The 20729-nt window shown below is 71.1% G+C and carries 18 protein-coding genes; 9 read left to right on the top strand and 9 right to left on the bottom strand.

From position 1 onward, the window contains the following. Nucleotides 1-108 precede the first annotated feature (108 nt). A complete protein-coding gene (locus ACZ68P_RS03490; protein WP_471001891.1) occupies nucleotides 109-801 on the top strand; it encodes a TerB family tellurite resistance protein in 693 nt (230 codons plus the stop codon). A gap of 26 nt (nucleotides 802-827) precedes the next feature. Here the strand turns inward: ACZ68P_RS03490 and ACZ68P_RS03485 are convergent, their stop codons facing one another. Together ACZ68P_RS03485 and ACZ68P_RS03480 are read right to left on the bottom strand one after the other, a co-directional pair. Continuing rightward, nucleotides 828-2516, bottom strand: coding sequence for a LuxR family transcriptional regulator (locus ACZ68P_RS03485; RefSeq protein ID WP_471001888.1), 1689 nt, complete (start codon nucleotides 2514-2516; stop codon nucleotides 828-830). A gap of 200 nt (nucleotides 2517-2716) precedes the next feature. Continuing rightward, nucleotides 2717-4096 carry an FAD-dependent oxidoreductase gene (locus ACZ68P_RS03480; protein WP_471001885.1) on the bottom strand — a complete coding sequence of 460 codons (1380 nt, stop codon included), beginning with the start codon at nucleotides 4094-4096 and terminating at the stop codon, nucleotides 2717-2719. A gap of 374 nt (nucleotides 4097-4470) precedes the next feature. Here ACZ68P_RS03480 and ACZ68P_RS03475 point away from each other — a divergent pair, with 374 nt between their 5' ends. From ACZ68P_RS03475 to ACZ68P_RS03465, 3 genes are all read left to right on the top strand, one after another. Continuing rightward, nucleotides 4471-4686 (top strand): hypothetical protein, encoded by a 216-nt coding sequence (locus ACZ68P_RS03475; RefSeq protein WP_471001881.1) that lies wholly within the window; start codon nucleotides 4471-4473, stop codon nucleotides 4684-4686. 61 nt (nucleotides 4687-4747) lie between these two features. Then, on the top strand, nucleotides 4748-5497 hold the full coding sequence (gene recO, locus ACZ68P_RS03470; protein WP_365719336.1) for a DNA repair protein RecO: 750 nt from the start codon (nucleotides 4748-4750) through the stop codon (nucleotides 5495-5497). A 19-nt stretch (nucleotides 5498-5516) separates the two neighbouring features. Further along, nucleotides 5517-6341, top strand: a complete 825-nt coding sequence (locus tag ACZ68P_RS03465; protein WP_471002436.1) for an isoprenyl transferase — start codon at nucleotides 5517-5519, stop codon at nucleotides 6339-6341. 74 nt (nucleotides 6342-6415) lie between these two features. On the opposite strand, the gene ACZ68P_RS03460 is transcribed toward ACZ68P_RS03465, so the two are convergent. Genes ACZ68P_RS03460 through ACZ68P_RS03445 form a run of 4 tightly spaced genes read right to left on the bottom strand, consistent with a single transcriptional unit; the run spans nucleotide 6416 to nucleotide 9582 of the window. Beyond that, nucleotides 6416-6826: a Fur family transcriptional regulator gene (locus ACZ68P_RS03460; protein ID WP_365719334.1), complete on the bottom strand. Its 411-nt coding sequence runs from the start codon at nucleotides 6824-6826 to the stop codon at nucleotides 6416-6418. 47 nt (nucleotides 6827-6873) lie between these two features. Then, nucleotides 6874-7767, bottom strand: a complete 894-nt coding sequence (locus ACZ68P_RS03455; RefSeq protein ID WP_471001877.1) for a metal ABC transporter permease — start codon at nucleotides 7765-7767, stop codon at nucleotides 6874-6876. A gap of 16 nt (nucleotides 7768-7783) precedes the next feature. Beyond that, nucleotides 7784-8548, bottom strand: coding sequence for a metal ABC transporter ATP-binding protein (locus ACZ68P_RS03450; RefSeq protein WP_471001874.1), 765 nt, complete (start codon nucleotides 8546-8548; stop codon nucleotides 7784-7786). 29 nt (nucleotides 8549-8577) lie between these two features. Further along, nucleotides 8578-9582, bottom strand: a complete 1005-nt coding sequence (locus ACZ68P_RS03445) for a metal ABC transporter substrate-binding protein (RefSeq protein WP_471001871.1) — start codon at nucleotides 9580-9582, stop codon at nucleotides 8578-8580. Nucleotides 9583-9758: 176 nt separating this feature from the next. Here ACZ68P_RS03445 and ACZ68P_RS03440 point away from each other — a divergent pair, with 176 nt between their 5' ends. Then, nucleotides 9759-11141 carry a glycine--tRNA ligase gene (locus ACZ68P_RS03440; RefSeq protein WP_365719328.1) on the top strand — a complete coding sequence of 461 codons (1383 nt, stop codon included), beginning with the start codon at nucleotides 9759-9761 and terminating at the stop codon, nucleotides 11139-11141. Between the two features lie 122 nt (nucleotides 11142-11263). On the opposite strand, the gene ACZ68P_RS03435 is transcribed toward ACZ68P_RS03440, so the two are convergent. Further along, a complete protein-coding gene (locus tag ACZ68P_RS03435; protein ID WP_471001866.1) occupies nucleotides 11264-11848 on the bottom strand; it encodes a TetR/AcrR family transcriptional regulator in 585 nt (194 codons plus the stop codon). A gap of 32 nt (nucleotides 11849-11880) precedes the next feature. After that, on the bottom strand, nucleotides 11881-12915 hold the full coding sequence (locus ACZ68P_RS03430) for an aldo/keto reductase (protein ID WP_471001863.1): 1035 nt from the start codon (nucleotides 12913-12915) through the stop codon (nucleotides 11881-11883). Between the two features lie 255 nt (nucleotides 12916-13170). On the opposite strand from ACZ68P_RS03430, the gene ACZ68P_RS03425 reads away from it, so the two are divergent. From ACZ68P_RS03425 to ACZ68P_RS03410, 4 genes are all read left to right on the top strand, one after another. After that, a complete protein-coding gene (locus tag ACZ68P_RS03425) occupies nucleotides 13171-13398 on the top strand; it encodes a DUF6243 family protein (protein ID WP_471001859.1) in 228 nt (75 codons plus the stop codon). A gap of 242 nt (nucleotides 13399-13640) precedes the next feature. Then, a complete protein-coding gene (dusB, locus tag ACZ68P_RS03420; RefSeq protein ID WP_471001856.1) occupies nucleotides 13641-14777 on the top strand; it encodes a tRNA dihydrouridine synthase DusB in 1137 nt (378 codons plus the stop codon). A gap of 419 nt (nucleotides 14778-15196) precedes the next feature. After that, nucleotides 15197-17908 carry a pyruvate, phosphate dikinase gene (ppdK, locus tag ACZ68P_RS03415; protein WP_471001853.1) on the top strand — a complete coding sequence of 904 codons (2712 nt, stop codon included), beginning with the start codon at nucleotides 15197-15199 and terminating at the stop codon, nucleotides 17906-17908. A 542-nt stretch (nucleotides 17909-18450) separates the two neighbouring features. Beyond that, nucleotides 18451-19473, top strand: coding sequence for an ArsR/SmtB family transcription factor (locus ACZ68P_RS03410; RefSeq protein ID WP_471001850.1), 1023 nt, complete (start codon nucleotides 18451-18453; stop codon nucleotides 19471-19473). 36 nt (nucleotides 19474-19509) lie between these two features. Here the strand turns inward: ACZ68P_RS03410 and ACZ68P_RS03405 are convergent, their stop codons facing one another. After that, entirely contained in the window at nucleotides 19510-20670 is a 1161-nt protein-coding gene (locus tag ACZ68P_RS03405) for a PhoX family protein (RefSeq protein WP_471001847.1), read from the bottom strand. Between the last annotated feature and the right edge of the window lie 59 nt (nucleotides 20671-20729).

The following is a 20729-nucleotide window of genomic DNA, read 5'->3' as shown; positions in this document are numbered from 1 at the left end:
GGCCATGTCGGCGGCGATCTGCCGCCGAGGTGCTGACGTCACATCACGGATGTGGCTAACATCACGCCCACGTCGGCAGTGTTGCCGTGTCGTTAAGGGAGGTGCGACGTGCGGTCTGCCCGAGAGTCACGTGGTCGCAAAGTGGGCGTCTGCGGCATTCGTACTTCCTGGAACACCGTCGGGGACGGCGAGTTCTTCTGCGAGGAGTGCGGCGGCGACCGCAACTACCGACGACGCACCGGCCGTCGCCGGTTCGCCGTCCTGGGAGTGCCGGTCCTGCCCCGCGGGTACGCCGGGCCGGTCGTCGAGTGCGCCGCCTGCCACACCCACTTCGGTACGGAGGTGCTCGACCACCCGACGACGAGCCGCTTCTCCGCGATGCTGCGGGACGCCGTGCACACCGTCGCCCTCGCCGTCCTGGCCGCGGGTGGCACCTCCTCCCGTACGGCGGTGGACACCGCGGTCACGGCGGTGCGCGCCGCCGGGTTCGACGAGTGCACCGCCACCCAGCTGACCGACCTCGTCGAGGCGCTGGCCGCCGACACCGGCCGCTTCCTCCCCGACGTGGGCGAGGGCGGCGCCGCCCTCGCGATCGAGCTGCACGAGGCCCTGGAACCGCTCACCCCGCACCTGGCGGCCTCCGGGCGCGAGACGATCCTGCTCCAGGGAGCCCGGATCGCCCTCGCCGACGGGGCGTACAGCCCGGCCGAGCGGGACGTCCTGTGCACCGTCGGCAACGCGCTGGCCCTGTGCGCCGACGACACCGCCCGCCTGCTGGCCACCGCGAGGACCCTGCTCTGACGCGGGGACCTCGCTAGACCACCGCCCTAGACCACCGCCCCGGGCCGCCCGCCCGGGGAGAGGGCCGTCGTCGCCCGTGCGGCGTCCGGCAGGGCGCCCAGCTCCTCGAACGTCGTCCGTGCGGCCGTCAGCGCGCGCAGGGCGGCGCCCTCGTCGCCCGCGGCCCGCTCGGCGGCGGCGAGCAGCAGCCATACCCGCGCCGCCTCGTACGGCACCCTCAGCTCCCGCCAGCCCGCGAGGGCCCGGCGCAGCGGCCGCCGTGCCGGCTCGTGCCGGGCCAGTGCCAGGGCGCCCCGAGCGGTGCCGGCCACGGCGTCCAGGAGGGGCGCGTCACCGGCGAACCCCTTCAGCTCCGCCACGGCCCGCGCCGCGCCGTCCACGTCCCCGACCGCCAGCGCCACCTCCGTCCGCGCGGCGAGCAGTCGGGCCCGGCCCAGCAGATCGTGCGGCGGGTCGCTCCGACGCAGGAGCGCCGGCCGCAGCCCGGCCACGGCGGCGTCCGTCCGGCCCTGGGCGAGCCGCAGCAGCGCGAGGCCCGGCTGCGGGACGCGGCCCAGCGCGTGGGCGTGGGAGTACGACCGGACGGCCTCGTCGAGCCGCCCCTGCCGGCGCCGGATCTCCCCGGCCGCATAGTGGGCCGCCGCGGCCGCCTCCAGGCCGTCCGGGAGCACCTCGGTGCAGACCCGCGCGGCCTCGGCCTCGGCGAGCGTCCACATCCCCAGCAGATCGAGCACCTCGACCCGGTGGATCCGGCAGAGGCCCCGGAACGGGTTGCCGGTGCCGTGCCACGCACCGGTGGGAAACCCCGTACGAAGACCCTCGACCCCGGCGTCCCGGCCCGCCGGGCCGACCGGCGTCGGACCCGGGCCCGCGGGGCGCGCCCCGCCGGCCCGTGCCCCGTCCGGTGCGGCCGGGGGTCTGCCGGCTCCTGGCGGACCGGTCGGCGCGGGTGTCGTGCGGGGCTCGTCCCTCCGGGCCGCCGCGTCCCGGCGGCGGCCTGACCACGGTGTCTCGCACCACGCCATCGCCGCGTCCGTCCAGGCCACCGCGCGGCCGAGGTCCGCCGCCTCCAGGCAGCGGGTCAGGACGAGCGAGTAGAGCCTGCCGGTGGTCATCGCGCTCAGCTCGCCCGCCGTCACCGGACCCATCACGTCGTCCAGGAGCGCCAGGCCGCGCGACCGGCGGCCGCTCGCCAGCAGGACGGCCGCCAGCGCCTGGCGGCCCAGGGCGATCAGGTCCGGGTCGCCGGAGCGGCGGGCGACCCGGTCCATGCGCAGCGCCGCGGCGAGCGCGGCGCCGAGGTCGTGGTGCTCCTGCGCCTCCTGCGCGTCGCTCCAGGCCAGATAGCACTGCTCGGGGCTGTCCGGCGCGTGCTCCAGTTGGTGCCGTGCCCGGTGCAGCCAGCCGGCGGCGGCAGCGGGCCGGCCCAGACGGCGGTACTCGAAGGACAGCCACCAGGCGGCGCGCCCCGCCCCGCGGTGGTCACCGGCCGCCGCGTACCCGGCCTGGGCCCGCAGCCGGGCGGCGATCGACCCGTCGACGTGCCCCGTCCACCAGGCCGCGTCGGCGAGGACGTCCAGGTCGCCGGGGTCCAGGGCGGCGGACGGATGCAGGTCGGCCTCGCGCAGCAGCGCGTACGCCTCGGCCCAGGACTCCCGGGCCCCCGCGTCCCGCGCCCGCTCCAGGACCGGTGCCTCTCCGACGGGGACGGCCATCGCCGCTCACTTCCCTTCCGCCTCTCCAGGGTAGGAGCGCGTGCCCGGCCGCGCCCCCGCTCCCCGGGGGAGGGGCCTGAAGGAGACGGAGATCGCGGAAAACCCCGGATCGCGGGGGAGGCCGGGCGCACGGGAACGGGCCCGATTCGTGAGCGATTGCCTCGAGTCGGGCCCGGTCCGGGCGAACGGCGTGGGTGCCGCTACCGCCGCGGGGTGACCGCGTCGCTCGCGCGGAGCATGTCCTCACGCTCGACGATCTTCACGCGCTCGCGGCCCTCGGCCTCGCCGAGCGCCTTCTCGGCGGCGTCGAGGGCGTACCAGCCCTCCCACGTGGTGTACGTGAGGCCCTTGCCCTCCAGGAAGGCGACGACCGCGTCCGTCTCCGGGTTCTCGGGCGTGAGGAGCCGGCCGTTCGCGAAGTCGTCGAGGAGGTTCGCGACCGTCTCGTTGGCGTCGCCCTTGGTGTGGCCGATGAGGCCGACGGGGCCGCGACGGATCCAGCCGGTGACGTACGTCGACGGCATGGGCGCGCCGCCCTCCTCGATGACCCGGCCGCCCTCGTCCGGCACGGTGCCGGAGACGGCGTCCCAGGGGAGCTTGGGCAGCTCGTCGGAGAGGTAGCCGACGGCGCGGTAGACGGCCTGGACGTCCCAGTCGGTGGTCGCGCCGGTGCCCTTGACGTTGCCGGTGCCGTCCAGCTCGGTGCGCTCGGTGCGCAGGCCGACGACCGTGCCGTCCTCGCCGAGGATCTCGACCGGCGACTCGAAGAAGTGCAGGAAGAGCTTGTGCGGGCGGTCGCCGATGTCGCGGATCGCCCAGTTCTCCAGGGTCTTGGCGACCATGTCGGTCTGCTTGTTCTTGCGGCGCTCCGCGATCGAGCCCTCGTCGTAGTCGATGTCCTCGGGGTTGACGATGACCTCGATGGTGGGGGAGTGGTCCAGCTCGCGCAGCTCCATGGGGCTGAACTTCGCCTGCGCGGGGCCACGGCGGCCGAAGACGTGGACCTCGACCGCCTTGTTCGCCTTGAGGCCCTCGTGGACGTTCGGCGGGATCTCGGTCGGCAGCAGCTCCTCCGCGGTCTTGGCGAGGATGCGCGCGATGTCGAGGGCCACGTTGCCGACGCCCAGCACGGCGACCTTCTCGGCGTGCAGCGGCCAGGTGCGCGGCACGTCGGGGTGCCCGTCGTACCAGGAGGCGAAGTCGGCGGCGCCGTAGGACCCGTCGAGCTCGACGCCGGGTATGCGCAGCTCGCGGTCGGCCATGGCGCCCGTCGAGAAGACCACGGCGTCGTAGAAGGCGCGCAGGTCGTCCAGGTGGACGTCGGTGCCGTAGTCGATGTTGCCGAAGAGGCGGACCTGCGGCTTGTCGAGCACCTGGTGCAGGGCGGTGATGATGCCCTTGATGCGGGGGTGGTCGGGGGCGACGCCGTAGCGGATGAGACCGAAGGGAGCCGGCATCCGCTCGAAGATGTCGATCGACACGCCCGGCTCGGCGGCGGCCTCGGACTTCAGCAGCGCATCGGCGGCGTAGATCCCGGCGGGGCCGGCGCCGACGATCGCGACCCGGAGAGGGCGGGGCATGTCTGGGTTCCCTTCGCAAGCGACGTGACGGCGAGGACTGCCGTCACTTAGGTCACCCTAATTACTCGCTCGCGAGAACCGGTACCCGCCCCCTGTCTATGACCTCATAAGGCGAACTTATGACTTCTCAAAGCGGAGGCTGGAGATCCCGTCGGTGCGGTCCCGGGACCTCCGCATCTGCCGATTCTAGGGAGGTGGCACCGCCCCGGATGCGGTAAACGGGAAAGCGATTCGGAGAAGGACGCGGGGGTGAAGGAAGAACACGAGCGGCCACGGACCGGGGCCGTAGGAGAGCTTCGGGAAGAGGCCGGAGAACGCACGGTGGAGACGGCGGGCAGGGTGGCCGCCGTACCGCCACGGGAAGGGGGACGGCCGTGACACTGCCCATCGGCTCGTACGCCGTCGACATCCGCACCGGGAAGGTCGGCACTGTCATGGGGCACGAAGGCCCGTACCTCCGGCTGAGACCGCTCGGCGGCGGGCGGGAGTGGGAGGCGGAGCCGGACGGGGTGCGGGTGGCCACCGCGGCGGAGCGCCTGCGCGCCGCGACGGCCTACGCCAACGCCCGGAGCCGGGGCGAGGTCCCCTGACGGCCGCGGTCCCGGCACCGGACCGGCCCGGGGTGTCGTATCCGTACGCGAGAATGGGCGCATGAGTCTGTTCCGCGACGACGGCATCGTGCTGCGCACCCAGAAGCTGGGCGAAGCGGACCGCATCATCACGATCCTCACGCGCGGCCACGGCCGCGTCCGCGCCGTGGCGCGCGGGGTGCGGCGGACGAAGTCGAAGTTCGGGGCGAGGCTGGAGCCGTTCTCGCACGTGGACGTGCAGTTCTTCGCGCGCGGGAGCGACCTCGTCGGGCGCGGGCTGCCGCTGTGCACGCAGAGCGAGACCATCGCGCCGTACGGCGGCGGGATCGTCACCGACTACGCCCGGTACACCGCCGGGACGGCGATGCTGGAGACGGCGGAGCGGTTCACCGACAACGAGGGCGAGCCGGCCGTCCAGCAGTACCTGCTGCTCGTCGGGGGCCTGCGGACCCTCTCCCGTGGCGAGCACGCGCCCCATCTCATCCTGGACGCGTTCCTGCTGCGCTCGCTCGCGGTCAACGGCTACGCGCCCAGCTTCGAGGACTGCGCGAAATGCGGCATCCACGGCCCCAACCGGTTCTTCTCGGTCGCGGCCGGCGGCGTCATATGCGGCGACTGCCGGGTGCCGGGAAGCGTCGTACCCTCTCCGGAGGCCATCGGCCTGCTCAGCGCGCTGCTCACCGGCGACTGGGCGACGGCGGACGCGTGCGAGCCGCGTCACGTCAGGGAGGGCAGCGGGCTGGTGTCCGCCTATCTCCACTGGCACCTGGAGCGCGGCCTGCGCTCCCTGCGGTATGTAGAGAAGAGCTAGGAGATTCATCGCCATGGCCATCGCACGACGCGGAATCCTCGGACGGCAGCGCCGGGAGTACAAGGTCCCCGAGCGGCACCCGTCCGGCGCGACCCCGCCGAAGCTCCCCGCCGAGCTGGTGCCCAACCACGTGGCCTGCGTGATGGACGGAAACGGCCGCTGGGCCCAGGAGCGCGGCCTGCCCCGCACCGAGGGCCACAAGGTCGGCGAGGGCGTCGTCCTGGACGTGCTCAAGGGATGCCTGGAGATGGGCGTCAAGAACCTCTCCCTCTACGCCTTCTCCACCGAGAACTGGAAGCGCTCCCCCGAGGAGGTCCGCTTCCTGATGAACTTCAACCGCGACGTCATCCGCCGCCGGCGGGACGAGATGGACGAGCTCGGCATCCGCATCCGCTGGGTCGGCCGGATGCCGAAGATGTGGAAGTCGGTCGTCCAGGAACTCCAGGTCGCCCAGGAGCAGACCGTCGGCAACGACGCCATGACGCTGTACTTCTGCGTGAACTACGGCGGCCGAGCGGAGGTCGCGGACGCGGCGCAGGCCATCGCGCGGGACGTGGCGGCGGGGAAGCTGGACCCCTCGAAGGTCAACGAGAAGACCTTCCAGAAGTACCTCTACTACCCGGACATGCCGGACGTGGACCTCTTCCTGCGCCCCAGCGGCGAGCAGCGCACCTCGAACTACCTCATCTGGCAGAGCAGTTACGCGGAGATGGTCTTCCAGGACGTGCTGTGGCCGGACTTCGACCGCCGCGACCTGTGGCGGGCGTGCGTCGAGTACGCCTCGCGCGACCGCCGCTTCGGCGGGGTCTCGGCGGAGGACATGGCCGTCCTCGACAAGTCGTGACCGGCTGACCGCACACGGCGAGGGCCCGCACCGGAACATCCGGTGCGGGCCCTCGTCATGAGCCGGGTGTCACGTCACTTCGCCGCGCACTCCGCGCAGGTGCCGAAGATCTCGACCGTGTGGGCCACGTTCACGAAGCCGTGCTGGGACGCGATCGTCTCCGCCCACTGCTCCACCGCCGGGCCCTCGACCTCGACCGCCTTGCCGCACATCCGGCACACCAGATGATGGTGGTGGTCGCCCGTCGAGCAGCGGCGGTAGACGGTCTCGCCCTCGCTGGTGCGCAGCGCGTCGACCTCGCCCGCGTCCGCGAGGGACTGGAGCGTGCGGTAGACCGTGGTCAGGCCGACCGAGTCACCGCGGTGCTTGAGCATGTCGTGCAGCTCCTGGGCGCTGCGGAACTCGTCGACCTCGTTCAGTGCGGCCGACACAGCGGCCCGCTGCTTGGTCGAGCGACCGCGTACGGGGGGTCCTGCCGTCGCCACAGGGGCCTCCTTGTTGTCTTCGTTGCCCCCGTCATTCTGCCAGGCCGCTACAGCGTGACGTCGTCCGTCGGCCTGCGGGTGACCGGAACCGCCATGTCGCACTCCGCCGAAGCCGCTTCGGCGGCCCGGGCCCGGCGCCTGGCCAGGGGTGTCGCGAGGAGGGTGAGGGCGATGAAGACCGCGATCGCGAGCAGCACGATCGTCGCACCCGGCGGCACGTCCTGGTAGTACGACGTGACGGTGCCGCCCAGCGTGACGCCGGTGCCGATGACGACCGCGAGCACGAACGTCGTACGGAAGGAGCGCGAGAGCTGCTGGGCCGCCGCGACCGGGACCACCATGAGCGCGCTGACCAGCAGCAGGCCGACCACCCGCATCGCGACCGTGACGGTCACGGCGGCGGTGATCGCGACGAGCAGGTTCAGCGCCCGGACCGGGAGGCCGGTGACGCGGGCGAACTCCTCGTCCTGGCTGACCGCGAAGAGCTGTCGGCGCAGACCGACCGTGACCAGGACCACGAACGCCGCCAGGACGCTGATCGCGGTGACATCCTCGGTGGAGACGGTGGACAGCGAACCGAAGAGGTACGAGTTGAGGTTGGCGTTGGAGCCGGTCGGCGAGAGGTTGATCAGCAGGACGCCGCCCGCCATGCCGCCGTAGAAGAGCAGGGCGAGCGCGAGGTCGCCGCGGGTCCTGCCGTACGCCCTGATCAGCTCCATCGCCACCGAACCGGCGACGGCGACCAGGGTCGCCATCCACACGGGGCTGGAGTTCAGCAGGAAGCCGAGGCCGACGCCGGTCATGGCGACATGGCCGATGCCGTCGCCCATCAGCGCCTGGCGCCGCTGGACGAGGTAGATGCCGACGGCGGGGGCGGTGATGCCGACGAGGACGGCCGCGAGGAGCGCCCGCTGCATGAAGGCGGGTTCGAGGAATTCCATGATCAGGTCAGCTTCCTCAGGTCAGCAGACCCGTGCGGAGCGGCTCGTCGGCCGCGTGCGGATGGACGTGGTCGTGGCCGGGCAGGGCGTGCTGTCCCACGGCCTGCGGCGGCGGGCCGTCGTGCACCACACAGCCGTCGCGGAGCACCACGGCCCGGTCGATCAGCGGCTCCAGCGGGCCCAGCTCGTGCAGGACGAGGAGCACGGAGGTGCCCTCGGCGACCTGCTCGCGCAGGGTCCGGGCGAGGATCTCCTGGCTGGCGAGGTCGACCCCGGCCATCGGCTCGTCCATGATCAGCAGCTCGGGCTCGGAGGCGAGCGCGCGGGCGATCAGGACCCGCTGGTGCTGGCCGCCGGAGAGGGCGCTCACCGAGTCCTTGGCGCGGTCGGCCAGGCCGACCAGCTCGATGGCCCGCTCGATGGCGGCCCGGTCGGCCTTGGCCGGCCAGCCGAGCCTGCGGCGGGAGAGCCGGCCGGAGGAGACGACCTCCCGGATCGTGGCGGGCACACCGCTGGCGGCGGTGGTGCGCTGCGGTACGTATCCGACGCGGGCCCAGTCGCGGAACCGCTTCTGCTCCGTACCGAACAGGGATATGGACCCGCCGGTCAGCGGGACCTGGCCGATGACCGCACGGACGGCCGTCGACTTGCCCGAGCCGTTGGCGCCGAGCAGCGCGACGACCTCGCCGCGGTGCACGCCGAGGTCGATGCCACGCAGGACGGGGCGCGAGCCGAGGGCGGCCGTGGCTCCGCGGACGGAAATGACGGGATCCATGCCCATGGCTCGTGCCTCCGATGCGTACGTGGGTGTCACTTGGCGCCGAGCGCCGTCTTCAGCGCGGCGAGGTTGGACCGCATGACCTCGATGTAGTCATCGCCCTTGGACGTGTCCGTGATTCCCTCCAGGGGGTCCAGGACGTCCGTCTTCAGTCCGGTGTCGGACGCGAGGGTCTTGGCGGTCTTGTCGCTGGCGAGGGTCTCGAAGAAGACGGTGGTGACCTTGTCCTTCTTCGCGATCTCCTGGAGCTCCTTGATCCGGGCGGGGCTCGGCTCGGACTCGGGGTCGATGCCGGTGATGCCCTCCTGCTCCAGGCCGTAGCGCTCGGCGAGGTAGCCGAAGGCGGAGTGCGTGGTGATGAAGGTCCGGGTGGTGGCGTTCTTCAGGCCGGTCTCGAACGCCGTGTCCAGGTCGCCGAGCTTCTTCACCAGGGCGTCGGTGTTCTTCTTGTAGTCGGCGGCGTGGTCCGGGTCGGCCTTCTGCAGGGAGGCGCCGACACCCTTGGCGACCTCGGCGTACTTCACGGGGTCGAGCCAGATGTGCGGGTCGGCGCCGGCCTCGGACTCGTGGCCGTGCTCGTCGGCGTGCGCCTCGCCCTCGTGGGCGGAGTGCTCCTCGGCGGTCTCGCCGGCGTGGTCGTGACCGGCCTCGGTGCCGTGCTCCTCGAGCGTGGTGAGGGTGGCGGCGTCGACGGTGTGCTTCACGCCGACCTGCTTGATCGCCTCGTCGACGGCGGGCTGGACGCCCTTGAGGTAGAGGATGTAGTCGGCCTCGCCGAGCTCGCCGATCTGCCTCGGCTTCAGCTCCAGGTCGTGCGGCTCGACGCCCGGCTTGGTGAGCGTGTCGACGGAGACGTGGTCGCCGCCTATCTGCTCGGCCAGGTACTGCATGGGGTAGAACGACGTCACCACGCTCAGCTTGCCGTCGCTCGCCTTGTCGGCGGCGCCGGAGTTTCCGGCGCAGGCGGAAAGAGTGAGGAGGCCGAGGGTGACGGCTCCGGCGACGGCGGTGGTGGGTATCAGGCGACGTACGTTCATGACACTCATTTTCAACAAAACTGGAAACGATTGTCAATTGTGCTTCCTGTGGTCCCGCCCACGGCCGGCCCGGGCGGTCCCGGGCGGGCTCGGGGGCCGAACCGATTTGATACGGGGGGTGGCGGCGCCGGTAATCTGAGGCATTCGCACTTCGTCGTCGTAATGAAGAGAGCACCGTGGCCGCCGACAAGATCGACACCATCGTCAGCCTGAGCAAGCGCCGTGGCTTCGTCTACCCGTGCAGTGAGATCTACGGCGGCCAGAAGGCCGCCTGGGACTACGGACCGCTGGGTGTCGAGCTGAAGGAGAACATCAAGCGTCAGTGGTGGCGTTACATGGTCACCGCGCGCGAGGACGTCGTCGGTATCGACTCGTCGGTGATCCTGGCCACCGAGGTCTGGGAGGCGTCCGGCCACGTCGCCACCTTCACGGACCCGCTGACCGAGTGCACCTCCTGTCACAAGCGCTACCGCGCCGACCACCTGGAGGAGGCGTACGAGGAGAAGCACGGCCGTCTCCCCGAGAACGGCCTCAAGGACCTCAACTGCCCCAACTGTGGCAACAAGGGCACCTTCACCGAGCCCAAGCAGTTCTCGGGTCTGCTCTCCACCCACCTCGGTCCCACCCAGGACTCCGGTTCGGTCGCCTACCTGCGCCCCGAGACCGCGCAGGGCATCTTCACCAACTTCGGCCAGGTGCAGCAGACCTCGCGCAAGAAGCCGCCGTTCGGCATCGCGCAGATGGGCAAGTCCTTCCGGAACGAGATCACTCCGGGCAACTTCATCTTCCGCACCCGCGAGTTCGAGCAGATGGAGATGGAGTTCTTCGTCAAGCCGGGCGAGGACGAGCAGTGGCACGAGTACTGGATGGAGCAGCGCTGGAACTGGTACACGAGCCTGGGCATGCGTGAGGAGAACATGCGCTGGTTCGAGCACCCGCAGGAGAAGCTCTCCCACTACTCCAAGCGCACCGCCGACATCGAGTACCGCTTCCAGTTCGGCGGCAGCGAGTGGGGCGAGCTCGAGGGTGTCGCCAACCGCACCGACTACGACCTGAAGGCGCACTCGAAGGCCTCCGGCAACGAGCTCATCTACTTCGACCAGGAGACCCAGGAGCGCTGGACGCCGTACGTCATCGAGCCCGCCGCCGGTGTCGGCCGCGCCATGCTGGCCTTCCTGCTCGACGCGTACAACGAGGACGAGGCCCCGAACGCCAAGGGCGTCATGGAGAAGCGCACCGTGATGCGCCTCGACCCGCGCCTCGCGCCGGTCAAGGTCGCCGTGCTTCCGCTGTCCCGTAACGCGCAGCTGTCGCCGAAGGCCAAGGGCCTCGCCGCCGACCTGCGGCAGAACTGGAACATCGAGTTCGACGACGCCGGCGCCATCGGCCGCCGCTACCGCCGCCAGGACGAGATCGGTACGCCGTTCTGCGTCACCGTCGACTTCGACACCCTGGACGACAACGCGGTGACCGTGCGCGAGCGCGACACCATGAAGCAGGAGCGCGTCTCCCTGGACCAGATCCAGGGCTACCTCGGCAGCCGCCTCCTCGGCTGCTGACGACCGCACCGCCCCTACCGAGAGGCCCCCGGTTCCTAGCTGGAACCGGGGGCCTCTCGGCATGCGTCACGACCGTGCGGCAGGCCCGCGCGCCGCGCCGTCCCGGCGGGACCGCCGGGGACCTATGCGTGCAGGCCGCGCAGCAGCAGGTCCACCACCGCGTCGAACTCGGCGTCGATCGTGGGGCGGCGCCACTCCGGGGCGTAGGCAGGGTCGTGGAAGCGGGCGGTCGCGTCGAAGACGGCGCGCGCCGTGGCCTCGGGGTCGGGGGTGGTGAACTCCGCCTCGCGGGCGCCCTCCTCGACGATGTGGCGGACCTGTCCGACCAGCGCGCTCACGTGCTCCTCGATCACACCGCTGTTCTCGCCGAGCAGCACCCGATAGGTGGCGAAGAGCTCCGGGTCGTCGCCCGCCTTGTGCCGCTTGGCCTCGAAGAGAGTGGCGAGCCAGGCCCGCAGCTTCTCGGGCGCCTGGCGGTCCGGGGCGGCGACCACGTCCGCGAGGGCGGCCTCGGTCCGGGAGAGCCAGCGTCCCGTCACCGCCTCCCGCAGCGCCGCCTTCGTACGGAAGTGGCGGTAGACGCTGCCGTGGCTGACGCCGAGGGCCCGGGCCACGTCGACGACCGTGGCCTTCGCCGGGCCGTAGCGCCGCAGCACCTCCTCGGTGACTTCGAGGATGCGCTCGGCGGTCAGGGTCTCGGTGGGCATGGAATGACAGTACCTGTCAGCCACCGAGCGAATCAGTGTTCGCTGTCCAGGTGGGCCATCTGGGCCGCCGGATAGCGCTCGCCGGCCGCGGCGCCCGCCGGGACGGCCTGCTCGATCGCGGCGAGGTCGGCGGCGTCCAGCGTCACGTCCAGGGCGCCGAGCGCCTCTGCGAGGCGGTCCCGGCGGCGGGCGCCGATCAGCGGGACGATGTCGGCGCCGTGCCGCGGGCCCTGGGCGAGGACCCAGGCGATCGCGGTCTGCGCGACCGTGACGCCCTTGGCCTCGGCGACGGCCCGCAGCCGGTCCACCAGGTCCAGGTTCCGGTGGAGGTTGTCGCCCTGGAAGCGCGGGCTCATCCCGCGGAAGTCGCTCGGCGCCAGCTCGCGGTCGCGTGGGAAGTGGCCGCTGATCAGACCGCGCGAGAGGACGCCGTACGCCGTGATGCCGATGCCGAGCTCGCGGGCGGTCGGGAGGATCTTCTCCTCGATGGAGCGGGAGAGCAGGGAGTACTCGATCTGGAGGTCGGCGATCGGGGCGACCGCCGCCGCCCGGCGCAGCGTGTCCGCGCCGACCTCGGAAAGGCCGATGTGCCGCACGTGGCCGGCCTCGACCAGGTCGGCGATGGCGCCCACGGTCTCCTCGATCGGCACGTCGGGGTCGACGCGGGCGATGCGGTAGATGTCGATGTGGTCCGTGCCCAGACGCTGGAGGGAATACGCGGCGAAGTTCCGCACCGCGGCCGGGCGGCCGTCATAGCCGGTGAAGCCGCCCTCGACCGTGCGCAGAGCGCCGAACTTCACGCTGGTCAGCGCCCTCTCGCGGGCGGCGGCGGGGGCTGTCCGCAGGGCTTCGTTGATCAGCAGTTCGTTGTGCCCCATGCCGTAGAAGTCGCCGGTGTCCAGGAGCGTGACGCCCGCGTCGAGTGCGGCGTGCAGGGTGGCGATCGACTCGGCGCGGTCGCTCTCGCCGTACAGCGCGGACATGCCCATGCAGCCGAGGCCGAGGGCGGAGACGTGGGGGCCGGTGGCGCCGAGGGCGCGGGCGGGGAGGGTGCGGGCGGAGGACATGGAGGTCTCCTCGGAAGAGGGGGGCGAAGCGTCGGGGGAGTGACGCATGACAACCATGGCATGACGGCTGACAGATTTCAATGTTTGTCATTCGTCCTGTGGAGAGGAAAAACGGTGTGACCCCCCTACGGCGGGGAGGTAGCGTCTTCGGCATGTCTTCGTTCTTCCAGATCTACGAGTGAGAGCGCCGCGGGCGCGACCCCCGCGCGGCTCCGGCCGATCGACCACCGCATTCCTCACTGATGGGAGAACCCCATGTCCAAGGGCCGCAACAACCTCCTCGGCGTCGGCGGGCAGCGCAAGAAGCTGTCCCGCGCCGACCAGCAGGGCGCCGTCCAGAACAGCAGCGCCGACCGCAAGGCGGCGGTCGACCACAAGCAGGAGCTGCTGAGGAAGATGCGCGAGCGCGCGCTGGGTGCGGAGAGCACCGGGAGCGGCGAAGCCGCGGAGAGCGCCGAAGGCGCCACGGGCGGCGAGAAGTAGGAACAGGCAGGACGTCGAGGGCCCGGGTCGCGCAGGCGACCCGGGCCCTCGTGCGCGGCCCCCTCCGGGGCGCCCGGACCTCACGGGCGCCTCGCCGCGCCCGTGCGCCCACCGTCGAGGGGTGAAGGGCGCCGAGGGCGCGTGGCGGCGTCGGCGTGCGGGAGGCACCCTGTGCCATCCGGGTAGGTAGCGGCCTGGCCCTCCACGGACGGAAGGCTCCGGCGGTGCGGGACAATGGCTCCATGACCGCGTTCTCCCCTCTCGCCATCGGGCCGCACATCGTGCAGCCGCCGGTGGTGCTCGCCCCGATGGCCGGCATCACCAACGCCCCCTTTCGCACCCTCTGCCGCGAGTTCAGCGGCGGCAAGGGGCTGTTCGTCAGCGAGATGATCACGACGCGGGCGCTGGTCGAGCGCAACGAGAAGACGATGCAGCTCATCCGCTTCGACGACAGCGAGAAGCCGCGCTCCATACAGCTGTACGGCGTCGACCCGGTGACGGTCGGCAAGGCCGTGCGGATGATCGTGGACGAGGACCTGGCCGACCACATCGACCTGAACTTCGGCTGCCCGGTGCCCAAGGTCACGCGCAAGGGCGGCGGCTCGGCCCTCCCGTACAAGCGGCCGCTGCTGCGCGCGATCCTGCACGAGGCCGTGTCGAACGCGGGCGACCTGCCGGTCACGATGAAGATGCGCAAGGGCATCGACGACGACCACATCACCTATCTCGACGCCGGGCGCATCGCCGTGGAGGAGGGCGTCACGGCGATCGCCCTGCACGGGCGGACGGCGGCCCAGCACTACGGCGGCACGGCGGACTGGGACGCGATCGCGCGCCTCAAGGAGCACGTGCCGGAGATCCCGGTGCTCGGCAACGGCGACATCTGGTCGGCCGACGACGCGCTGCGGATGATGCGCGAGACCGGCTGCGACGGTGTGGTCGTGGGACGCGGCTGCCTGGGCCGGCCGTGGCTCTTCGCCGATCTCGTCGCCGGCTTCGAGGGCAGGGGCTCCTACGCCCAGCCGGGGCTGCGGGAGGTCGCGGACGCGATGGTCCGGCACGCGCGGCTGCTCGGCGAGTGGCTCGGGGACGAGTCGCGCGGGGTCATCGACTTCCGCAAGCACGTGGCCTGGTACCTCAAGGGCTTCTCCGTCGGGTCCGAGATGCGCAAGAAACTGGCGATCACCTCGTCCCTGGAGGAGCTGAGCGCTCAGTTGAGCGAGCTGGACCTGGACCAGCCCTGGCCGGTGGGTGCCGACGGCCCCCGGGGGCGCACGTCGGGCAACAACCGGGTGGTGCTTCCGGACGGCTGGCTGAAGGACCCCTACGACTGCGCGGGCGTCGGCGAAGAGGCGGAACTCGACACGTCAGGGGGCTGACACGGGTGCGGAGCGCGCGATCCGGAGCTGTCCACGAACGGCCCTCGTCCCGTCCGGATGATGGGAAACAAGCCGATTTCGCGGCGTGATCCTCACCACCCTTGATAGGGGGTGTGCTCAGATGAGCGGATTACGAGGCGTTGGACTCCTGGAGGGGTGGCACTGGGTGCCACCCCTCTTGCGTTCAGAAGGTGAACGCAAATGCCCGCCCATGCGCTCGCCTGAGCGCGTAAGCTCAGGAATGAGTCAAGTGGGCTTCGGAGCCTGAAAGCGGAAGCTACCCCTCGGTTACTTTCGATCTGGTGGCGGACGGGTGGTTAAGCCCTGATGACCGCTAGGCGTACCTCCCCAGAAGCCTTCGATCTGGGTATGTTCCTCGCCGTCAGGGCAGCCACCGAGTCGTCGAGGAGTCGAGACCCGTGTCGGAAAACAAAGATCAGAAGTTCGTGTACGACTTCACCGAGGGCAACAGGGACCTGAAGGACCTCCTCGGCGGTAAGGGCGCGAACCTGGCCGAGATGACCAACCTCGGCCTGCCGGTACCTCCCGGCTTCACGATCACCACCGAGGCGTGCAAGGTCTACCTCGACAGCGGCTCCGAGCCGGTCGAGCTCCGCGACGAGGTGAGCGCGCACCTCGACGCTCTCGAGCAGAAGATGGGCAAGAAGCTCGGCCAGGCCGACGACCCGCTGCTCGTCTCCGTACGCTCGGGCGCCAAGTTCTCGATGCCCGGCATGATGGACACGGTCCTCAACATCGGCCTGTCGGACGAGTCCGTCGCCGGTCTCGCCGCCCAGGCCGGGGACGAGCGCTTCGCCTGGGACTCGTACCGCCGCCTCATCCAGATGTTCGGCAAGACCGTCCTCGACGTCGAGGGCGAGCTCTTCGAGGACGCGCTCGACGAGGCCAAGGCCGCCAAGAAGGTCACCGTCGACACCGACCTCGACGCCGCCGACCTGAAGAAGCTCGTCAAGCAGTTCAAGAAGATCGTGAAGGCCGAGGCCGGCCGCGAGTTCCCCCAGGACCCGCGCGAGCAGATGGACCTCGCCATCGAGGCCGTCTTCAACTCCTGGAACACCGACCGCGCCAAGCTCTACCGTCGCCAGGAGCGCATCCCGCACGACCTCGGCACCGCCGTGAACGTCTGCTCGATGGTCTTCGGCAACCTCGGCCCGGACTCCGGCACCGGCGTCGCCTTCACCCGCGACCCCGCCTCCGGCCACCAGGGCGTCTACGGCGACTACCTGCAGAACGCGCAGGGCGAGGACGTCGTCGCGGGTATCCGCAACACCGTGCCGCTCGCCGAACTCGAGTCGATCGACAAGAAGTCGTACGACCAGCTGATGCAGATCATGGAGACGCTGGAGACCCACTACAAGGACCTCTGCGACATCGAGTTCACGATCGAGCGCGGTCAGCTGTGGATGCTGCAGACCCGCGTCGGCAAGCGCACCGCCGGTGCCGCCTTCCGGATCGCCACCCAGCTCGTGGACCAGGGCCTGATCGACGAGGCCGAGGCGCTCCAGCGCGTCAACGGCGCCCAGCTCGCCCAGCTGATGTTCCCCAAGTTCGACGAGAACACCAAGGTCGAGCAGATCGGGCGCGGCATCGCCGCCTCGCCGGGCGCGGCCGTCGGCAAGGCCGTCTTCGACTCGTACACGGCCGTCAAGTGGTCCCGCTCCGGCGAGAAGGTCATCCTGATCCGCCGTGAGACCAACCCGGACGACCTGGACGGCATGATCGCCGCCGAGGGCATCCTGACCTCGCGCGGCGGCAAGACGTCGCACGCCGCCGTCGTCGCCCGCGGCATGGGCAAGACCTGTGTCTGCGGGGCCGAGGAGCTCGAGGTCGACACCAAGCGCCGCCGGATGACCACCTCCGGCGGGCAGGTCGTCGAGGAGGGCGACGTCGTCTCCATCGACGGCTCCACCGGCAAGGTGTACCTCGGCGAGGTACCGGTCGTACCCTCGCCGGTCGTCGAGTACTTCGAGGGCCGCATGCACGCCGGCGCGGACGACGCCGACGAGCTGGTCTCCGCCGTGCACCGGATCATGGCCTACGCGGACCGCGTCCGCCGGCTGCGGGTCCGCGCCAACGCCGACAACGCCGAGGACGCCCTGCGGGCCCGCCGCTTCGGCGCCCAGGGCATCGGCCTGTGCCGCACCGAGCACATGTTCCTCGGCGAGCGCCGCGAGATGGTCGAGAAGCTGATCCTCGCCGACACGGACGAGGAGCGCACGGAGGCCCTGAACGCCCTCCTGCCGCAGCAGAAGCAGGACTTCATCGAGCTGTTCGAGGCCATGGACGGCCTGCCCGTCACGGTCCGGCTGCTCGACCCGCCGCTGCACGAGTTCCTCCCCGACATCACCGAGCTGTCGGTCCGCGTCGCCCTCGCCGAGTCCCGCAAGGACGCGAACGAGAACGACCTGCGCCTTCTCCAGGCCGTGCACCGGCTGCACGAGCAGAACCCGATGCTGGGTCTGCGCGGTGTCCGCCTCGGCCTGGTCATCCCCGGCCTCTTCGCCATGCAGGTCCGGGCGATCGCCGAGGCCGCGGCCCAGCGGATCGACGCCAAGGGCGACCCGCGCGCCGAGATCATGATCCCGCTCGTCGGCACCGTCCAGGAGCTGGAGATCGTCCGCGAGGAGGCCGAGGGCGTCATCGCCGAGGTCCAGGCGCAGACCGGCGTCGAGCTGAAGCTCGCGCTCGGCACCATGATCGAGCTGCCCCGTGCCGCGCTGACCGCCGGCCAGATCGCCGAGGCCGCCGAGTTCTTCTCCTTCGGCACGAACGACCTCACCCAGACGGTGTGGGGCTTCTCCCGCGACGACGTGGAGGCCAGCTTCTTCACCGCGTACCTGGAGAAGGGCATCTTCGGTGTCTCGCCGTTCGAGACCATCGACAAGGACGGCGTCGGCGCCCTCGTGCGCAGCGCGGTGGAGGCCGGCCGGGCCACCCGCCCGGACCTCAAGCTCGGCGTCTGCGGCGAGCACGGCGGCGACCCGGAGTCGGTGCACTTCTTCCACGAGGTGGGCCTCGACTACGTCTCCTGCTCGCCGTTCCGGATCCCGGTGGCGCGCCTGGAGGCCGGCCGCGCGGCGGCGCAGTCGAGCGGCAGCGACAGCCGCTGAACTCCCGTTCAGTAGCAAAGGCCACCGGAGCCGCCGTCGGTCAACACCACCCTCACCGGCGGGCGGCGGCTCCGGGTCGCAAGAGAGACGGGGCGGACACCTTGTGCGGAGGTGTCCGCCCCGTCGTATTTCGTCCGCGCGCATAGTGCCGGTTCGTCCCGCACCCGGGTGTTGGGCAGGATGTGAGTTCCTGTTCAATTACGCGCGGTTGGATTATTCGCCGTTGAACCTTTTCACGATTGGTACCGCAAAGAACGAGCTGGGCGCGGCCACCGGATCCCCACCCGGTGGCCGCGCCCGTTTACCCGTGCCAGGCAGGTGAGCCGCAACCTCGCCGACCGCCGCCGGACGTGCGAAGCCCCCCACGGTCTTCGTCACGTCACCTCGGTCCTGAAGGTTTCCTGCCCGACACGCACAGCTTTTCGGTTTGCCCCCGTCCTCCGCGATGCTTTTCAAGTGTGGCTGAAACACCCTGGTAACGTGCAGTGATGCTGTGCATACTCATTGAAGGGGGTGGTTGCGAGTGCACAGGTGGGGGTTCGATGCTCCGGATTCATTTCACAGGAAACGACTTGGCGGGGGTGCGCATGGCAGCCCGGCCGGACGTTCTATGGGAAACGATTCTCAGTTTTCACCGTTTAAGGGACCGGCGTGGGCCCGTCGTCTACGGAGAATGGCGCTCGGAAACCCGCACACGGCTCAACGGTGAGACGCGACTGCTCGCCGCCCTCATCCCCAGTCGCGGTTACTTCCCCGACTTCCTGACCCCCGCCGAGGGCGTCAGCGGCCTCGACGAGGGCCTGGAGGCGGTCCGTGCGACCCCGGCCGCCCGGCTGCACACCGAACTGTCGCTGCTTGGTGCCGACCGCGCCGGCGGCCGGACCGTGCCGCACTCGCTGCGCGCGCTCGCCGAAGGCGGCGCGGAACCGTTCAGCCGGCTCATCGGCGCCCTGCGCGGCTACCACCGGGCCGCCATCGAGCCGTACTGGCCCGACGTCCGCGCCCGCGTCGAGGCCGACCGCGCCGTGCGCGGCCGCGCCCTGCTCGACGGTGGAGCCGACGAACTGCTCGCCTCCCTCCCGCCGATGCTCCGCTGGCGCTCGCCGGTCCTGGAGGCCGACTATCCCGTCGACCGCGACCTCCACCTCGACGGCAGGGGGCTGCTGCTCCAGCCCTCGTACTTCTGCCGCGGCACCCCGGTGGTGCTCCGCGACCCCGCGCTGCCGCCGGTGCTCGTCTACCCGGTCACGCACTGCGAGGCCCCGACGGTGCGCGCGCCGGGCGGCTCCTCGCTGGCGAAGCTGGTGGGCAACACCCGCTCCGCCGTCCTGCACGCCATCGGCGACGGCGGCACCACCAGCGAACTGGCCCGCAGGGCAGGGGTGTCGCTGGCCTCCGCGAGCCAGCACGCGGGCGTGCTGCGGGAGGCGGGACTCGTCTCCACCCTGCGCCACGGCAACGCCGTCCTGCACACGCTGACGCCGTTGGGCGCCGCCCTGCTGGGCAGCGCCCAACGGCGCGCGGAGGAACGGTGCTACGTGCGGAACGGGCCCGTCACGTCGTGAGGCTCAACGGCGCAACGGCCCGCCACCTCACGGGCGTCAGGCGCGGAACGGGCCCGTCACCTCGTAGGTGATGCCTCCGGAGGAGCTGCCGGTCGTGCCCCGCTGGCTGGAGAAGTACAGCCGCCTGCCATCGGGGGAGAAGGCCGGTCCGGTGATCTCGGAGCCGGACTGGCCGTTGATCCGCAGGAAGGGGGCGACGACGTCGTCCGGGGTGATGATGCAGATCTCCATGTTGCCGCCGTCCTCGGCGATGAACAGGTCGCCGGAGGAGGAGCCGGTGACGTTGTCGACACCCGTGAGCGGGGCGCCGCCGCCGGACACCAGCGAGTCGTCGTAGGCCAGCTCGTAGGTGTTGTTGGTGAGGTTGAGCTGCCAGAGGCGGTTGTCGCCCTTGGTGGTGAACCAGACGGTGTCGTTGGCGTAGTGGCAGCCCTCGCCGCCGTTGAACTTCTTCGAGGCGGCGACCTGGCTGCGCGTCACGGTCGGCGAACCGTCCGGGTCCGGGACGTTCTGCCAGGTGAAGGAGCCGGAGGTGGCGGTTCCGGCGACCATGACCTGGAGCGTCCCGGAGGAGAGGTTGCCCCAGGTGGTGGGGATGAACCGGTAGAAGCAGCCGCTGGTCTCGTCCTCGGTCAGGTAGATCACCTTGCGGACCGGGTCGGCCGCGGCGGCCTCGTGCTTGAAGCGGCCCATCGCGTCCCGGCGTACGGCCGCGTTCACGCCGTACGGATCGGTCTCGTAGACGTATCCGAGGCTGACCTCCTCACAGGAGAGCCAGGTGTTCCAGGGGGTCTTGCCGCCCGCGCAGTTGGTGCGGGTGTTGGAGAGGATGCGGTAGGCGCCGACGACGGAGCCCGCGGAGTCGAACTTCACCGCGCCCGCGCCGCCGCCGGGATTGATCTCCGAGTTGGAGACGTAGATCCAGCCCGAGCCGTCGGCGAAACAGGCGCCGCCGTCCGGGGCGTTGTGCCAGGTGTACGCCGTGCCGCCGACCTTCTGGCCGGACCGGGCGATCACCCGGCTGGTGAAACCGCTGGGCAGCTGGATGCCGTTGGCGTCGGCGGCGCCCAGGGCCCCGTAGGGACCGGCGCCGGGCTGGGCGGGGGCCGCGTAGGCGGCCCCGCGCATGAGGGTGCCGCCGAAGGCGGCGGCCGACGTGCCGATGACCGCTCCACGCAGGAAACTGCGTCGCTCCACGTCTCACTCCAGAGGGGGTGGTGATGACCGCCCCGCCGCCCGGTCGGCGGCGGGGTCGC

The sequence above is a fragment of the Streptomyces sp. NPDC036822 genome (genome assembly GCF_055609145.1).
The sequence above is the reverse complement of the archived record's forward strand: the minus strand, read 5'-3'. Positions and strand labels throughout refer to the sequence as shown.

Coding starts and splice junctions, on each gene's coding strand:
- ACZ68P_RS03425 (WP_471001859.1), top strand. CDS start 13,171: ATGTCCAAGGGCCGCAACAACCTCCTCGGCGTCGGCGGGCAGCGCAAG.
- dusB (WP_471001856.1), top strand. CDS start 13,641: ATGACCGCGTTCTCCCCTCTCGCCATCGGGCCGCACATCGTGCAGCCG.
- ACZ68P_RS03450 (WP_471001874.1), bottom strand. CDS start 8,548: ATGGGCATGGATCCCGTCATTTCCGTCCGCGGAGCCACGGCCGCCCTC.
- ACZ68P_RS03480 (WP_471001885.1), bottom strand. CDS start 4,096: ATGCCCCGCCCTCTCCGGGTCGCGATCGTCGGCGCCGGCCCCGCCGGG.
- ACZ68P_RS03430 (WP_471001863.1), bottom strand. CDS start 12,915: ATGTCCTCCGCCCGCACCCTCCCCGCCCGCGCCCTCGGCGCCACCGGC.
- ACZ68P_RS03445 (WP_471001871.1), bottom strand. CDS start 9,582: ATGAACGTACGTCGCCTGATACCCACCACCGCCGTCGCCGGAGCCGTC.
- ACZ68P_RS03410 (WP_471001850.1), top strand. CDS start 18,451: ATGCTCCGGATTCATTTCACAGGAAACGACTTGGCGGGGGTGCGCATG.
- ACZ68P_RS03435 (WP_471001866.1), bottom strand. CDS start 11,848: ATGCCCACCGAGACCCTGACCGCCGAGCGCATCCTCGAAGTCACCGAG.
- ACZ68P_RS03455 (WP_471001877.1), bottom strand. CDS start 7,767: ATGGAATTCCTCGAACCCGCCTTCATGCAGCGGGCGCTCCTCGCGGCC.
- ACZ68P_RS03485 (WP_471001888.1), bottom strand. CDS start 2,516: ATGGCCGTCCCCGTCGGAGAGGCACCGGTCCTGGAGCGGGCGCGGGAC.
- recO (WP_365719336.1), top strand. CDS start 4,748: ATGAGTCTGTTCCGCGACGACGGCATCGTGCTGCGCACCCAGAAGCTG.